General features: G+C 36.8%; 8 protein-coding genes. All 8 read left to right on the top strand.

Features of this window, described 5'->3' with window-relative positions; translation table 11 throughout:
• The first annotated feature begins 756 nt into the window (after window positions 1-756).
• The 8 genes from HHU12_RS09565 to HHU12_RS09530 all read left to right on the top strand — a co-directional run bounded on the left by HHU12_RS09565 (window position 757) and on the right by HHU12_RS09530 (window position 16912).
• Window positions 757-3504 (top strand): heparinase II/III family protein, encoded by a 2748-nt coding sequence (locus tag HHU12_RS09565; protein ID WP_205959839.1) that lies wholly within the window; start codon window positions 757-759, stop codon window positions 3502-3504.
• A 149-nt stretch (window positions 3505-3653) separates the two neighbouring features.
• Window positions 3654-7166 carry a COG1470 family protein gene (locus HHU12_RS09560; RefSeq protein ID WP_169656518.1) on the top strand — a complete coding sequence of 1171 codons (3513 nt, stop codon included), beginning with the start codon at window positions 3654-3656 and terminating at the stop codon, window positions 7164-7166.
• 16 nt (window positions 7167-7182) lie between these two features.
• Window positions 7183-8295 (top strand): ROK family protein, encoded by a 1113-nt coding sequence (locus tag HHU12_RS09555; protein ID WP_205959838.1) that lies wholly within the window; start codon window positions 7183-7185, stop codon window positions 8293-8295.
• Between the two features lie 471 nt (window positions 8296-8766).
• Window positions 8767-12282: a COG1470 family protein gene (locus tag HHU12_RS09550; RefSeq protein WP_169656517.1), complete on the top strand. Its 3516-nt coding sequence runs from the start codon at window positions 8767-8769 to the stop codon at window positions 12280-12282.
• Window positions 12283-12349: 67 nt separating this feature from the next.
• Window positions 12350-13315 (top strand): family 43 glycosylhydrolase, encoded by a 966-nt coding sequence (locus HHU12_RS09545; RefSeq protein WP_169656516.1) that lies wholly within the window; start codon window positions 12350-12352, stop codon window positions 13313-13315.
• 354 nt (window positions 13316-13669) lie between these two features.
• The gene (locus tag HHU12_RS09540; RefSeq protein ID WP_169656515.1) at window positions 13670-14767 is read left to right on the top strand and encodes a DUF2652 domain-containing protein; all 1098 of its coding nucleotides are present in this window, start codon (window positions 13670-13672) and stop codon (window positions 14765-14767) included.
• A gap of 170 nt (window positions 14768-14937) precedes the next feature.
• A complete protein-coding gene (locus HHU12_RS09535) occupies window positions 14938-15216 on the top strand; it encodes a hypothetical protein (RefSeq protein WP_169656514.1) in 279 nt (92 codons plus the stop codon).
• 10 nt (window positions 15217-15226) lie between these two features.
• The gene (locus tag HHU12_RS09530; RefSeq protein ID WP_169656513.1) at window positions 15227-16912 is read left to right on the top strand and encodes a glycoside hydrolase family 3 protein; all 1686 of its coding nucleotides are present in this window, start codon (window positions 15227-15229) and stop codon (window positions 16910-16912) included.
• Window positions 16913-17628: the final 716 nt, after the last annotated feature.

Raw genomic sequence — 17628 nt, 5'->3', positions numbered from 1 at the left:
ACTATAAATAGTACAATAATAATAGATAGTGTTTTTATACTTTTATTTCATGAAAAATGAATCAGTACACAGCTTGATAGAGGAATTAAACTACATACAACATTGAGATGATTTAAGCATCGAAGCCATAAGTAATTTACTTTTGGCTTCGTTATTTAAAATAAAATACAATCGATTGTATTTTTTAGTCAAAATGTTTGCTTTTATAAGTATAAAAGTCGTAGTTTAGCATTGTAGAAGTAATAAATGTCGCAAACGCTTCAATAACCATCAAAACAATCGATTGTATTTTTCTTTCCTTCAGAAAAACTACAATTCAAACATTCAATGTGAAGATTTTGGTGATAAACTAATGAAATGAATCTATACTATAATATGTAATTCCTATTTTAAAGAGTTAAGCAATTCATCATTAATTCGATAAAAAGGATCAGCAATAAACTATACGGTCAAAACTTATATATCTGAATTAAATGCTCTTGGGATAGTGTACTCATGGGCTTGAAATAAATTTTTTTTAATCTACTAAAGTATCTGAAAAGAAGTATTTAGGTGTTTCTTGCACCATAGTTAAAACTATGGGCAGGAGATAAACAAACCTTTCCAAGACTGAAGTCTTGAAGGTTAATTACGGAGGCAACACTTCAGTGTTGTTGGAGTCAGTATCATTAGCCCATGACTTCAGTCGTGGTGCACGTTATATTTCAAAAGCTAAAACCAATAGCAGGATCAAAAATTTATAAAGTCTGAGAGATAATGAAACGCAAACAACAAATCGTTTTTACAATTATTTTATGGGTGGGAATACATCTCATGGCCTTTGCTCAAGAGGCGATGTTGTTTCCTGTGCCAGATAATTTAACAGAAAGTTATCCTCGGATATTTACGGCTCAAACCAATAAGAAGGAGTTACAGCAAAAAATAAAAAAGGAGAAATGGGCGCAAGAGTTATTAAGTGATCTTCATGACAGAATTGATGTTCATGTCGAAAGGCATGTCAATGACCCCGAGTGGATGGTATCTCGTTTACAGATGAATTGGAAAACCAAAGCTTCAAATGTGTATGTTAATGGAATTAATTATTCCCACTCTGATGGAGAAGCTCCAGTACCTACCGTAAAATTTGATGGATCAAGAAATTCAACTACAGTTTATGGGAGACCGAAACTAGAAGATATTCTTCCTTATATGGATGACGAAAGGGGAATGTATCTTCCCAACCGATCAAAAGAGGGGCATCCATTCGAGTGGACCGATAGATCAGAAACGGGTACTATTATTTCTTCTATCAATAATGAAATTTTAAAACTGGGGAAAGAATCAGCTTTTTTATACTGGCTTGAAGGAGATGTTCGTTACGCTCAATTCGCCTTTGACCTTTTTGACGTTTACATGACCGGAATGTCTTATAGAAAAGAACCGATTGATTTATTAAATGGTCATATTCAGACTTTAGTTGGGTTTTCCCATTTCCAAGTCATCCATGAAAGATCCCTCGAAACGGTATCCATCCTTTATGATTTCTTACATCTTTATATCGAAAACCAATCAGCTGATAAGATAGGGTTATACGATGCTACCTTGAAAAGATGGATTGATCAAGTGATAAAAAATGGTGTGCCTCAAAACAACTGGAATTTACATCAAGCCAATATTATTCTAAAAGCGACTATGGTGCTTGGGGACAATAACGACTATGAAGATCAGAAAGGAAGGCAGTATTATATCAATTATATTCTTAATGTCACATCCACAAGACAATGGTCACTTTCCAAGTTTATGAATTATGGGTATGATGCTGAAAATGGAATTTGGAATGAATGTCCTGGCTATGCCCAAGGAGTTACAAAAGCACTGATGGAGTTTATTACCAACTTTGATAATGCGTTCAATGTAAACCTTTTACCTTACGCTCCAGTAATGGAAAAAGCGATTAAAGTTCTACCACAATATACATTTCCTAACGGTCAGACGGTTGGTTTTGGAGATACTTATTATGGACCTTTAGAGACAGAAGCGATTGAGAATGTGATACGTTTAGCTCAAAAATATAAAAACCAACCACAAGAAAAAGAGTACACTGCTTTGTTGTATAGCCTTTCACCTGATTATGGTCAGCATAAATCAAAACGAAAGCATAAAACAGATATCTCCTCTTTTTTCAGTGCACAACCATTGGTATTGAATCCGAAATACAAACAGGGTGACCTTGAAGAATATATCACACCTACATTTTATGCTCCCAATGTAAGTTGGCATGTACAAAGAATTGGACAGGGAACTGATGGGTTGATGGCTTCTTTGAATGCCTCTTTGGGAAATCATATGCATGCCAATGGAATCAACTTGGAATTGTACGGTAAAGGGTTAGTACAAGGTGCAGACCCTGGAAAAGGAGCAGGTTATCTTGATCCCATTTACCTAGAATATTACTCTCAATTTCCGGCACATAATACTGTCATGGTGGATGGGATTTCATCTTATACGGAAATGCTCAGTAATCATGCTTTCGACTTATTGAATGAATTCCCCACTTCTGAACAGCAAAATGAGTATGCCCCCAATGTGACTTTTTCTAATGTTTATTTCTTAGAACCTGAATCTCGAAGTGATCAAAATAGAATGGTAAGCATTATAAAGACAGGGGAAACAACGGGGTATTATATTGATATTTTTAGATCTAAAAAACAAAAAGGAGGAGATAAATTTCATGATTACTATTATCACAATCTAGGGCAAAGTATGAAAGTGATGAATTCTAAAAATGAAACATTGACATTGGAGCCGAATGATGATTTTGGCTTCGCTGGCGGTCATTTATATGCGTTAGATTATATGTGGAATAAGCAATCTATACGCACAAATAAAGATTATCAAGTAGAATGGAAAATAGATTTCCCTCAAGGAAAAGATGATATTTTTATGAACCTTTGGATGAAAGGAACGGAAGGGCGTGAAGTTTTCACAATGGATTCTCCACCTTGTAAATCTTTTAGAAAGAAGGGTGATATTCCGTATGAAGTAAGTAAATCACCATATTTAACCATGGTCGCCCGTCAGTATGGTGAAGCATGGAACAAACCTTTCATATCCGTATTTGAACCATTCACCTCTAAAGAAGGAAAACAAATTAAGACCATACAAGGGATTAAAAACATTCCTGAAACCGCAGTAGGTCTGAAAATAGAACATAAATCCGGCAGAAAAGATTACGTTTTTTCTTCCTATGAGGGACAATTAATCAAAGCAGAAGGGCATACCACTGATGCAGAGTATGCATTGATTGGAGAAGAAAAAAATGGTGACTTAATATTAGTAACAGGCAACGGTACAAAGTTGAATTCAAATGAATTTTCAATCAAAACAAAATCAAAAGGTAACTTTGTACTAGAAGTAAAAAATCAAGTCATTTCACTGCATAATAATGTGGGGGTAACGATAAAGCATAAAGGAAAAGAATATTATTTTCAGCCTGATCAAACTAGAGTAATTCAATTTGAATGATAAGGTGTCACTTGGAACTTTTTATTTAATTCGAAGTCGGGAGACTTCGCCAATGTGTCATCACAAGTGACGCCTATCGGCTTAACACTTGCGATATAAAGGAAAACTTACAAAAACATTAATACAACTTTGAAAAGAGAACAAGAAAAATGAAGAATATATTACTGATTATCACTCTTATATTAACACCTATTCTACCATTATTTTCACAAGTAAAAGAATATATTGGGAAGGAAGATTTTTCAGATTGGAAAGGAGCACAGAAAGTCAAAAAGAATGTGGCCACACTCTCGAATACAGATACACTATCCTATACCTATTCTAATCAAAATAGGATTTATTTTCCGGGTATTCACAGACCCTTTTATGGGGATGCATCGGACTGGACAAAATACAAAGGTATCACTTTCGACATTTTCCTAGCATCAGATGCACCAACTGAAGTGACATCAATTATCAAAGTAGATTCTTTGGATTACAGTGAATTAAATCCTGTAAGCACAGCAAAAATAAGATTAGTACGTAAGGGGTGGAATTCGGTTTTTATCCCATGGAATATGTTTAACATTGACATTGGACAAAGAAGAGGGACGTTATTTGCGGTGAAGCATGTGTTATTGACAGCTGATGCCAAAGAAAAATATCAGATCAAAAACATCAGGGTAACAAAAGGCTTGGCTACTTTTTTAGAAGCCGAAGTCCAAGGGAAATCAGCAAAGGCAGGTACAACAGTAAACTATGAATTTGAGGTAGGAAACACTACAGATCATAAGCAAGGAGTACAGCTATTAGTACAAAGAAATGGGTGGGAATCTATGGAACCTTGTTTAAGTAATGATGTAGTGGATTTGGAAGCTGGAGAAGTGAAAACAGTGCAATTAACGGTGAGAATTCCAGATCATATTCCTCAAGGCATCAGAGAAAAACAAGTGATAAAAGCAGTATCCAATGGCATTGGTGGATCAGAAGAAACATTAGAATTTATTACTGTAGTAAGCGTACCTATACCCAATATCGTATTTACTTCAGAAGGATGGGAAAACGTAAGGGAAAAGGCCAAAAAGTACGATTGGGCGAAAAAGGATTTTAATGAATATATAAAACGTGCTGAAAGATGGAAAGTACCAAAGGGAAAAGACTTTTCAAATACAAAAGAAAGACCCTTGGGACAATCTGTTTTTAATACCGTGGGGCATGAAATTTATAATTGTGCAATAGCTTATCAACTGACAAAAGAGGAGAAATTTGCATCCAAGTGTATCCAACTTCTCCGTCGTTTAGCAGATCCTGAAACGGGGTATCCGGCTACATTAGTAGGGGGAAGTAATAGTTTTGTAGGAGAAGGAAAGTTTTGGCAAGCCACAGGGAGAACTTATGACCTTGTGAGAGAAAGCAGTCAACTGACAGAAGAAGATCATAAAAAGATTCAAGCGACATTCAGACTATTTGCCAACCAAACGATCAAAGGAAATAGTAAAGGAGCCATCAGTAATTGGAATGTGGCAGAGCTTACGGCGGCATTTTATTGTGCTATGAATTTACAGGATTGGCATTTAATTACTCAAATATTAGAAGGGCCAACAGGAATCTATAATCACCTGATGCATGGCATTATGAATGACGGTTGGTGGTACGAGTGTGCCGTTGGTTATAATACATGGGTGGCACAAGAGTTTTCTGAAATTGCTCTAGCACTTCAACCGTGGGGTATCAACTTTAAAGATCAGAAATTTCCAATTGGAACCACAAAGCATTTCTCTTTACTGGCAAGCCGAAGAGAAGGTGGTATGTACGGGATGGAGTTTGAAAAATGGGGAAAACTGGAGCGAAACAACGTATGTATAAAAGATATGTGGGATGCAACTGTTCCTTTCTTGGACTACAGAGGCGTTATCATGGCGGTCAATGATGCAGTTGAATCTAAAGTATCTGGTAAACCGTATGAGTTGGCTTACTATTTATACCGAGATCCTGAGTACGCCGCCATTGTCAATAGAGGAGGAGACAGAGATCTTTTATATGGTGTTCCAGATCTTCCAGCAGTCACTTCAGAAAAAATGAAACAATCGGCGTATGCGGACAATATGGGGATTGTACAGTTAAGGTCTCAGAAAAAAGATAGACCTCAAAGAGAACAAGTTCAAGCCTCTCTTCACTATGGTTCTCATGGCGGTTTTCATGGACATTTTGATAGAACCAGTATGGTCAATATGGCCCGTTACGGAAGGAGTTTTTATGGCACTTTAGCCTATTGGTTCAGGTATAGTAGTTTTATGTATAAATTCTGGAAGCAGACTTCTATCAACAAAAATATGGTAGTGGTGGATGAAAAAATGCAACAGCCCGTTCAGAATGCTCGCACTATGTTTCATACAGGCGATATGATGCAATCCACGGTGGTAGAAACTAACTCAAAGTGGAGTTATGCACCTTACGGAGGAATAAAATGGGAGGGACATACTTTTGCCGAAAAAATGTGGAAAGAGAGCAGAACTATTGAGCAACCAGAAAATGCTCCAGAATACGGTGAAGTGACAGCTTTCACAGAACCTGTAATGCAACGAAGAGCCATGGTTGTGATGGATGATTACATCATTTTAGCTGATTATTTAGAAGGAGAACAAGAGCATCAATTTGATTGGATGATGCAGGTAAAAGGTTTTAAAGGAATTGAAGCTGATTCTGTCAGATACTTTTCACATACCAACCAAATGAATACGGATCCATTAGGTGCTGCTCAATTTATTACCGATTGTGATTGGTATGAGGTACAAGGAACTTCTAAAACGCAGTTCGAAATGTGTTTTGGTGAAGGTTGTGACAACCAAGGAGTAAGAATGCCTAACAGAGAAGATGGTCCCTTGAAAATGGACATTTATAACGCTTGGCCCCAACATTCAAAAATTATGATTGGTACTTCAACGGAATCCATTAATGTAAATAAAAAACTCTGGTATTCCATCCTAGCAGACGGTCAAGAGGTGGTCAATGACAGTACCGGAGCCTGGATTTTAGGCAGTAAAAACATATCAATCGATTTATCAAAAACAAAACAATTGGAATTGATTTCAAAAACAGAAAGAAGAGTCAATAACAATACATTGTTTTGGGGAGACGCCAAATTGATTTTAAAAGATGGATCTGAAGTTTACGTGTCATCGCTTCCCATCAAATATGAAAATATACTTCTCCCAGAAGAAAACGGAAAAGACTATTACGGAGGACCCATTAAAATTCAAGGTGAACTAATGGCAAATTCTACCCCTGCCATGCCTGAAAACTTGAAAGAGGCAGGGAAAGTAATCATCGATTTGAAGGACCTTGATGTAGTCCGGTTTGAAGCAAAAGTAGGTGGTGATTTTCCTTTAGGAGATGAAACGTCTAGACTGAAAAATATGGCGGTTCGTACGCAGGGTAAACAGAAAAAGGCAAGATACCTTGCTGTGGTTGAACCTTATGAGTCAGAAGCATTGGTGAAAAAAGTGACAGCAAAAAGTGCGAATGAACTTACCGTAGAATTGAAAGATGGAAGAGTACATGAGGTTGTTTTTGCTGGGCTAGATGAGGATGGCCAAAAAGTAAAAGTAATCACAAAAGAATATAAAGACGGAGTACTGCTGAGAGAGGAATCAAGTGATGCCAAAAAGGAAGTAGGACTCTAAAAAAGAATTGAACAGTATGATAACTACACAAAAAGAAATCGTTTTAACATTAGATGCCGGGGGAACTAACTTTGTCTTCTCTGCCATGCAAGGAGGGGAGTTTATTGTTGAAAATTATAGACTGCCTGCCGAAGGTCATGATTTAGAGAAAAGTTTAAAAAACATCCTTAAAGGATTTCATCATATCAATGACCAATTGCAAGCCAAAGGATTAACAGCAAATGCCATCAGTTTTGCATTTCCTGGGCCTGCAGATTATCCTAATGGAATTATCAGAGACCTTCACAACTTGACAGGTTACAAAGGCGGAGTGGCCTTAGGTCCCATGCTGAATAAAGCGTTTGGAGTTCCTGTTTATATCAATAACGATGGTGATCTATTTGCTTTAGGAGAAGCATTAGGAGGATTCTTACCAAAAGTCAATGCACTGCTGAAGGAAAATGGAAGTAGCAAAAGATACCATAATTTGGTTGGTTACACCATGGGTACGGGCCTCGGTTGTGGTATTGTAAGCAATGGATCGTTGCATATTGGTGATAATAGTGCAGGGTCAGAAGTCTTCCTTTTGCCTTCAACAGTATTAGAAGGAGAGAATGCAGAAGAAGGCTCATGTATCAGAGCTGTAAAACGTTTTTATAATGATTTCTCCAATTCAAATGGTGCAGACGAATTGACACCAAAAGACATTTTTGATATTGCAGAAGGGCTTAAACAAGGAAATCAAATTGCCGCTGTCAACGCATTTGCAAAAGCAGGTGAAAATTTAGGAGGGGTTTTATGTGCCATCAATGCACCCATAGATGCTCCGATTGTAATTGGCGGTGGATTATCTGGGGCATTAAAATACATTCTTCCTTCAGCTTTAGAAGTGATGCGTTCTTCTTATTCCAATGGAATGAAAAAAGCCATTGCTAAGGTGTATGATTTCACTAATCCTGAAGAGCAAAAAGCATTTATTGAAGAGAAGGGCAAAAAGATCAAAGTTCCTTTTTCAGAGGAATATGTTTTTATGAATGAAGAACAGAAAATAGCCATTGGAGTATCACAATTAGGTACTTCAGAAGCAATTGCTCTAGGTGCTTATGCATTTGCAGTTGGAAAACTAAAAGCAGAAGAAATTCAACTCTAAATCGGTAGTAAGAGGGAGGGCTTTTTAATTTATATTATTAGGTCTTCCCTTCTTTTCTACTAATTATATTTTAAACAATATGTATTATTTAGAAATCAGGAGATTTCTGATGATCTATAGGACACGAATGACGCTAACGCTTAACATTCGCGCCATTAAGCTTACTACCCCTTTAGTTTGGTAGTGCTTCCCCGGCCTTGAAGGGAAAAGCGTTAAGAATTTCATTTATTGAGCCGTTAAAAATGATTTTCTTGTTTGAGCTTTAGCGAGTTTAAAATCATTTAGGCGAAAGGAATGGAATTTAGCTTTTGACTTCTACGCCTAGATTTTTTGCTTCGTTTTTCATCAATGGAAAAATGAAGAAGAAAAAAGCTTGAAAGTAGTCTATCAAAAGCTTGTAGAAATACCGATTTAAAAGTTGACAATAATTTACTAAACAGTATCAACTTTCAATTAACTATTACAAAATCTATGAACAAATTCATCTACCTAATTTTTATTGGTTTAATACCACTCACACTAAAAGCTCAACTTACCGAGCCGGTAGGAAAAGCAGACTTTAGTGATTGGGCAGGTATTCAAAAAATAAAACAAAATGAAGCGACTGTAAAATCAGGAGAAATCCTTTCTTACACCTATACTTCAGGAAAAAACTGGTCAAAAGGCTATAGAGATTATTTCAATGGATGCGATTGGAGTCAGTATGAAGGAATTTCATTTGAGGTGTTTCAAAAAAGAGAAGCAGAGGCTAGCATTGCGTTGACTTTTTATGTTGCGGAAGAAAACACACGTAAGCTAAAATATGATAACAAAGCCTCAGTAACCTTTTATGGAGCGGGTTGGCAAACCGTTTTTATTCCATGGAAATTATTTGATTTACCAGAAGGGCAACGAGGCACACTTCAAGGAGTGAAAAATCTAAACCTGACCATCAATTCTGATAAAAATGAAGTGATCAAACTGAGAAATGTCCATTTGACAAAAGGCAAAAAAATAGCAGTGTCATCACCCATTCAAGGTTTATCAGCCAAAGCCGGAGAACATGTGACGTATACTGTCAACATTGGAAACCCGACAACGCAGACTCAAACCGTACAGCTTCATTTACAAAAAGTAGGATGGGAGTCAATGAAAGCTAGAACAAGCACATCAAGTATCACTTTAGCACCCAACGAAACGAAAGAGGTGATGTTGGAAGTGGAGATTCCATCAAGTTTGCCACAAGGTGTCCGTGAAAAACAGGTATTAAAACTTACGCCAAATGCTGATGGCAATAATGCTCGTACTATTGAATTTACAACGGCTGTAACGGTTCCTTCTCCATTTATGGTGCACACGCTGGACAATTGGAAAATAGTGGAGGAGAAGATTGAAAATTATGATTGGGCAAAAGAAGAATTGGCAAAAATAGAGGCAAAAGCTCAAAAGTGGATAGTACCTGAATATTCACAAAAAGAAGCGCCTATGGATGCATTTAGAGGTCCCTATTTATTCCATAACAATGAGGCAGGGAAGATGATGAATTGTGCGATGGCTTATCGTCTGACAAAGAAGGAAGAATATGCGAAGAAGTGCATCGTATTTTTAGAAAAGTTAGTGGATGAGGAAAAAGGCTATCCAGCGACTTTCAGAGTCAATCAAAATAACTTTGTAAAAGAAGGTGGTGTGTTCCAAGATGTTGCAAGGGGTTATGATATGCTATTGGATAGCGACCTTTTGACGGAGCAATTGAAAGAAAAAGTAGAGAAAACGTTCCGTTTATATATAGAAACAGCCATGTTAGGCAATGATGATGGAGGGGTGAACAATTGGGATTTAAGTGAGTTGGCAGGTGCATTTTATTGTGCATTGGTGATTCAAGACTGGCATTTGGTAGATTGGGTATTGAATTCCCCTTCTGGAATCTACCGTCAATTTACCCAAGGTGTAATGAGTGATGGCTGGTGGTATGAGTGTGCAGTGGGTTATAACCTCTGGTGTTCAACCATGTTTTCTGAAATTGCTATTGCTTTACGTCCATGGGGTGAAAACTTTGTAGATGCTCAGATGCCTATCGGTACAACGCCTTACTACTCTCTACTTCCTGAAAGAATGAAAGCAGGTTTATACGGTATGAACTTTGACAAATGGGGGGCAATGCACAAACCTAGCGTCGGTATCAAAGACATGTGGAATGCTCTGATTCCGTTCTTGGATTACAGAGGTGTTATCTTCGCGGTTAACGATGCACAAGAGGCAGTGGTCACAGGCGAACCTTATGAATTGGCGTATTACTTGTACGGCGACCCTGAATATGCCGCTGTGATTCAAAGAGGAAAGGGACGTAATCTTCTTTATGGTGTACCCGAACTTCCAGAAGTTGAATCAGAAACGGTCAAGCAATCTGCCTATGCGGACAATATGGGAATTGTACAATTAAGATCACAAACAAAAGACCGTGAACAAAGAGAGCAGATCCAAGCCGTTTTACATTATGGTACACATGGAGGCTACCACGGACATTTTGATAGAACAAGCTTCTTAAGCATGATGCGTTATGGAAGAAGTTTCTTTAATCCAGAAATGTATTGGTACGGTTACAAATCCTATTTATATAAGTTTTTGGTCCAAAATTCCATCAATAAAAACATGGTGACAGTGGACCTGAAAATGCAAGACCCTCAAGAAAGTTTCCGTACTTTATTCTACACCGGCGACATGATGCAAGCTTCAGCTGTGGAAACGAAAGCTCGTTGGCTCAATCCTCCTTATGGTGGAATTGTTTATGCCGATAAGATGGATTATACCTTTGCGGAGAAAGCTTGGGAAGAAGGTAGATCTTTATATATCCCTGAAGAAAAACCGCAATATGGAAAAGTGTCAGACTCTACGGAAGTGATCTTACAAAGACGATTAATGGTTATGATGGACGATTATGTGGTATTAGCAGATTATGTAGAAGCAGAAGAAGAACATGATTTTGATTGGCTGTTTCAAATGAAAGGTTTTAAAGAAATCAATGGTCCAAACGTAAAATTAGATCGTCATGAAAACCAAATGACCACTGATCCTTTCAGTAGTGCACAGTTTACTACCGACTGTAATTGGTATACTACTGAAGGTACATCAAGAGCTGTTTTTGAGATGTGTTTTGGAGAAGAATGCGACAATCGAGGGGCTAGAATGCCTAATAGTGAAGACGGATCGCTGAAGATGGATATTTTCACAGCTTGGCCAAAACAAAACGATATTATGGTAGGCACAGCACCAGAATCATTTGGCGTCAACAAGCAACTTTGGTATTCCATTAAAGCAGATGGAGAAGAGATTTTAGCCGATAGTACAGGGGCATGGGTATTAGGAAGCAAAGATATTGATCTGAATATTGAAGGGAAGAAAGAGCTGAAATTAACGACTTTATTAAAGCGAAAGCCTAAAAATAATACTATTTTCTGGGGAGATGCTATTCTTGTATTAAAAGATGGAACAGAAATCAGTTTAGCTGATTTGCCTTTGAAAACGAACAACATTTTACCGACATCACAAAAGGGTGAAGACTACTATGGTGGAGTTGTAAAATTAGGCGGTCAGTATATTGAGAAACCTTTGGCAGGAATGCCAGAAAACGTAGAAAAAGCAGGTGAAATCACAGTTGATCTTTCGGCTTATAATGTAGCTCGATTAAAAGTGAGAATTGGAGGAGACTTTCCTTTAGGAGATGAGTCGCCACGAAGAAAAACATTGGCAGTTCGTACCAAGGGGAAAACAACAAGGTATTTGTCTATCATTGAACCTTATGAAAGTGAGTCGGTGATTGAATCTGTGGAAGCCAAAAATGCGGATACTTTAATCGTTCAATTAAAAGATGGACGAAGACAGGAAATAACTGTTCAAAATATGGAAAGTACTGATAAAGTTATTGAAGTACATTCAAAAGAATTCTTGAATGGTAAATTAATTCGTGAAGAATCGACTAAAAATGTCACCAAGAAAAATTGGATGAAATAGGAATTTAAATGCTGGTTCAGTGTGTTGATCATAATGTACTGAACTGGTGTTTTTAAAAGAATAAACCATGAAAAAATTCACCTTTATTTTATTCCTGCTAGGAGTAATATGCATCAATCATTTTCTACAAGCACAAGACAATCCCATCTTAAAGAAAAGTGACTCCAATTTCTTATACATTGCAGATCCATCCGCAGAAGTATTTGACAACAAAGTCTATATTTATTGCTCTCATGATCAAAATGAAGCCACCAATTATAGCAGTATGCAAGATTATGTGGTTTTGGAATCATCCGATCTTAAAACCTGGACCAACCATGGTGTTGTATTAAAACCCAGAGCCTATTCATGGGCTCAAGGGCAGATGAATGCTCCTGATGTTGCGTATAAAAATGGCTGGTATTATTTCTATTTTCCTTACGATAAAACACACATCGGCGTAGCCAAAAGTAGAAATCCAGAAGGACCATGGGAAGAAGCCGTTACGGACAAAATCACTTCTATCTTTGACCCAACTGTCTTTGTGGATGAAGACGGACAAGCTTATATATATGGTAGCGATACTAAAATAAATATAGGAGATAAAGGCCGTCATATAATGGGTGCCAAACTAAAAGAAAATATGGTGGAATTAGACGGCCCTTGGCATCGATTAAGTGAGGAAACTGTGGCAGAAGCAGTACATTGTTTTAAGCGTGAGGGGAAATATTATTTTATGGCCAGAAAAGGATGGAGAACCGCTTATTGGATGGCAGATTCACCATTACCCGTTGCACCTTACGCTGACTACAAAGGCTTTATCACACCCCATCAAGTGGATGCACCTGCCCATATGTCGGCCATTGAATTCAATCATCAATGGTATTTCTTCTATCAAAGAGGAGATGTGAATGAGGGAACATTCTGGGGCCGTTCAGCTTGTTTTGACAAAATGTATTTCAATGAAGACGGTAGCATTGTACCAATTGAATACACACTGGGAGAAGGAGTGGAGACGAACGTTCCTGTGACGCCAATTAAAAATATCAAATAAGGCATAATGTGTAGTATAACAAAGTTCAATTGAACCATCTTAAGCACTGCATTAATAATTTCATTTTTCATCAACTATAAGTACTAAGCCAAAAATAAATGGCAATTAATTCTTAGTTATTTTTTGTGAGTACAACGCTCAAAAACGTATAAATAGTGGTTCTATTTAAAGTTTTTGAAAGGCAGTAATCGGAAAAAATAATATGAATTAGTGTTATTTATTTTTGTCTTAGTACTTACAACTGATAAAGCCATTAAAAATAGTGGAGAGAGTACACAACTTTCTCCACTATTTTTTTATACTAAGATTCTTTCACCTATCTTCAATCCATAAACGCTCAAATTATAATCATCAATGGCAAAAACGCTTCTTTTTCTACCTGATATTTCTGGCTTTACTGAATTTGTACAAACAACAGAAGCACAACACGCACAGCACGTCATCGCTGAATTACTGGAGGTGATGATCGATTCCAATACCATAGGATTAGAATTGGCTGAAGTGGAAGGCGATGCCTTATTTTTCTTTAAAGAAGAGATCCCTTCATTGGAGCAATTGTTAGCTCAAATAGAAAATACATTTACCGCTTTTTATTCTCATTTAAAACTGTTGGAAAAGAACAGGGTATGCCCTTGTATGGCCTGTTCATCTGCTCCTCAATTACAGTTGAAGATCATTGTACATTGTGGAGATGTTGAATTTATTACTGTTCAAAATAAAAGAAAACCCTTTGGTGCTGAAGCCATTGAAGCACATCGTTTAATGAAAAATGATGTGGAAAGTGATAATTATATCTTAATCAGTGAGCCTTTGGCAAAGGAGATTATGTTGCCGGCCCATTATAAAAGTAAGCTCTATTCTTTTCAGGAAGGAAAAAATGAGTACGACAATAAAACGGTCCATTACCTTTATTCTGAATTAGATAAAGAAAACTTAAAGCTGAAACCTTTTGCTACTGCTCAGAAAGTGAACTTAGAAGGAAAGGCTGATCTTACCTATGAAGTAGAGCTTTATTGTAAGGCACAAGAGGGCATTGAGTGGGTTTCTAATTATGCGAAAAGATATGAATGGGCAGAAGGGGTGGATGAATTTATTTACAATGAACATGAAGTGACAAGATTAGGAACAGAGCATGTTTGTGTCATCAACGGCAAGCATCTCAATTTTGTAACCGTCACTAAAAACGACATAAGTGCTTCTTCTGGATTAATATACGGTGAAATGACAGATGGACCTCCTTTTGTGGATAAGGTCTATCAGTTTTATTCCTTTCAGCCTATCAATGCTCACCGTTCAAAGATCATTGTGGAAGTTTATATGGAGACAAAATCCGTCATTAAGAAAGTATTTAAAAACTTATTTTTAAAAGATATTTTCAGAAAAGGAATTGTGAAAAACATTGATAATCTGAGTAATAAAACAAAGGAAATAAAGATGAAGAATGAAGAATGAAGAAAACACAAGGTTCAGTTTATGGTATTCAGATAGATATTTTTTCAGATTCCTTAAATCATTTTAAGAACCACAACAAAAAACACAAGCATTCTTCACTCTTCATTCTTCATTAATAAATAGGATTATTTCTCTATTTTTGTACTGAACATAGATTTTTAAAAAGTAGAATGTTAGAGAAAAAGCCAATATTGAAGAAGGGGATTTTTAAAAAGAAGCTTTCCAAAGCGGAACAATTAAGAGGGACCCAAAATGTGATTGCAAAGCGTTTTGATCATTGTGTCGCTAGACATAAAGAATTGGATCTTCAAGGAAAATTAGGAGAAGAAATTAGAAAGTTTTTGAAGAAGAGAAGAGAAAGAGGATTTGCGGTAGAAGAAAAAGTTTTGAAACAGCATATCATCCAAATCAAAAGAAATTTACTGAAGGAACATCAATTAATGAAATAAGCTGAACGCCATGAATAAGAAACCTCCTTTTATCCAATATATCAATGATCAATGGGTAAGTAATACATTGCAATCCATGAGTTTAGATCAGAAAATAGGTCAACTTTTTCAAGTGGCTTGTTTTTCGAATAGGGATAAAAATCATACGGATGCTGTTGTTGAATTAATTGAAAAGTATCATTTAGGAGGGTTGACTTTCTTTCAAGGTGATGCAGTTTCACAAGCAAAACTCACCAATCAATATCAGGAAGTTTCTCAGGTGCCTCTTTTTATCAATATTGATGCAGAATGGGGGTTAGGGATGCGTTTAACAGGCTGTACGACTTTCCCTTATCAAATGGCTTTAGGAGCAATACAAGACAATGATTTGATCTTTCAGATGGGACAACAAATAGGCAGGGATTGTAAACGTCTTGGTATTTGTTCGCCCTTAGCACCTGTAGTGGATGTGAATAATAACCCTAAAAATCCGGTAATCAACTACCGTTCCTTTGGTGAAAATAAAGACTTGGTAGCCGAGAAAGGGCTAGCTTATATGAAAGGTTTGCAATCAGAGAAAGTGCTGGATAATGCCAAACACTTTCCAGGACATGGAGACACAAGTGTGGATTCTCACCTCTCATTACCCGTCTTATCACAGTCAGACGCACGACTAAAATCACTGGAACTCTTTCCCTTTCAGAAATTAATAGAAGAAGGGTTAAGCAGCGTGATGACCGCCCACTTATCAGTACCCGCTTGGGAAGAGCAAGAAGGGATACCTACCACGTTATCTGAAAAGGTATTAAACACAATTTTATTTGATGAATTACAGTTTGAAGGTTTGGTGATCACTGATGCAATGGACATGCAAGGGATCACAAATACTTTTAAAAATGGTGACGCAGACTTGAAAGCGATAGTCGCTGGAAACCATATCATTACCAATAGCGAAAGTGTACCTTTAGGGTTTCAAAAAATAAAAGAAGCTATAGAAAAAGGGGATTGGTCAGAAGGGCAATTGGATCAAGCAGTGACAAAACTTTTAGCCATGAAAAAATGGGTAGGCTTGGATCAATACCAACCTATTGCACTTGAAAAGCTAGAAGAGGACTTACATTCAAAAGCTTCTTATGCCTTGAATGAGAAATTAGTAAAAGCAACCATCACGCAAATAGGCTTATCACCTTATACAAAATTACAAGGTAAAAAAGAGGTGGCTTTCCTTCAGATTAAAAACGAAACCAAAACCATTTCAGAAAGAGACAAAGTGGCTCATCATCTAAAACAAGTCAATGTAGAAGAAGAAGACTATTTGAAAAACAGGTGCTCTGAATATGGTGATTTCTACCAATGGAACTCCAATCAAGATGAAAATGACCTCTATGATATTCTATGCCGATTAAATTCATACAGAGAAGTAATCGTATCCATTCATGGTATCAATATAAAGCCTTTCAATCATTTTGACATTCATCCAGTAGTAAGACAAAGTTTGGTCAGTGGCTTAGGAGATACAGAAATTACACTCCTTCATTTTGGGAATGCGTATGCTTTGGATGAATTGGAGGATATAGAAAAAGTAGATCATATTTTTGTGGCTTATCAAGATGGAAAATATCAGCAACAAGCGGTATTTGATGCGTTGTTGGGAGAAAAAACAACGGGTAAGTTACCTGTTTCTACTCGATATTATAGGCAGGGAGAGGGCTATTAGGTAGATGCTCTTATTTTTGACTTTCAATCGACACCCTAATAAGTACTGTGACAGAAGAAAAGGGATGATTTTAGTTTAATATTTTTTATTCTAATCAAGGCAGATTTGCAGAGCATAGCCTTAGTTACGCGATAAAAATCTAACGAAGAGTAGGATAAAAAAGATAAGATAAAATGTACCTTTACTTTTGTCACAGTACTTAAGTACTAAAACAAACGAAAACGGATATTTCGTAGACCCATAATTGAAATTATGGGCTTATGGGGAGATATCTCATTGCTCAACATTTGATTATAATATTTGGCTTTTCGTATTTATATAGATGTAAAAACTATAAATTTTTGAGACATATCAATTTTATAATGAAAGTTGAAAAATGGGACAGCTTCCCATAAGCCCATGACTTCTAGTCATGGTGCACGATATTTTATCCCACTGGCGCGAATGTTAAGCGTTAGCGTCATTCGTGTCCTACAGATCATCAGAAATCTCCTGATTTCTAAATAGAATAAATTATCGTTCACTTTTAATCGATATTTCTACAAACTTTTTATGTTCTACTTCCAAGCTACCTTCTTCTTCATTTTTCCATTGATGAAAAACGAAGCAAAAAATCTAGGCTTAGAAGTCAAAAGCTAAATTTCATTCCCCTCGCCTAAATGATTTTAAACTCGCTAAAGCTCAAACAATAAAATCATTCTTCACGGCTCGATCCA

It is taken from the genome of Flammeovirga aprica JL-4 (assembly GCF_012844305.1).
In the GTDB taxonomy this organism is placed as follows: domain Bacteria; phylum Bacteroidota; class Bacteroidia; order Cytophagales; family Flammeovirgaceae; genus Flammeovirga; species Flammeovirga aprica.
The sequence above is the reverse complement of the archived record's forward strand: the minus strand, read 5'-3'. Positions and strand labels throughout refer to the sequence as shown.

What these genes read in the sequence shown, in the direction of transcription:
- HHU12_RS09530 (WP_169656513.1), top strand. Translation starts at nt 15,227, where the DNA reads ATGAATAAGAAACCTCCTTTTATCCAATATATCAATGATCAATGGGTA.
- HHU12_RS09545 (WP_169656516.1), top strand. Translation starts at nt 12,350, where the DNA reads ATGAAAAAATTCACCTTTATTTTATTCCTGCTAGGAGTAATATGCATC.
- HHU12_RS09550 (WP_169656517.1), top strand. Translation starts at nt 8,767, where the DNA reads ATGAACAAATTCATCTACCTAATTTTTATTGGTTTAATACCACTCACA.
- HHU12_RS09555 (WP_205959838.1), top strand. Translation starts at nt 7,183, where the DNA reads ATGATAACTACACAAAAAGAAATCGTTTTAACATTAGATGCCGGGGGA.
- HHU12_RS09540 (WP_169656515.1), top strand. Translation starts at nt 13,670, where the DNA reads ATGGCAAAAACGCTTCTTTTTCTACCTGATATTTCTGGCTTTACTGAA.
- HHU12_RS09535 (WP_169656514.1), top strand. Translation starts at nt 14,938, where the DNA reads ATGTTAGAGAAAAAGCCAATATTGAAGAAGGGGATTTTTAAAAAGAAG.
- HHU12_RS09565 (WP_205959839.1), top strand. Translation starts at nt 757, where the DNA reads ATGAAACGCAAACAACAAATCGTTTTTACAATTATTTTATGGGTGGGA.
- HHU12_RS09560 (WP_169656518.1), top strand. Translation starts at nt 3,654, where the DNA reads ATGAAGAATATATTACTGATTATCACTCTTATATTAACACCTATTCTA.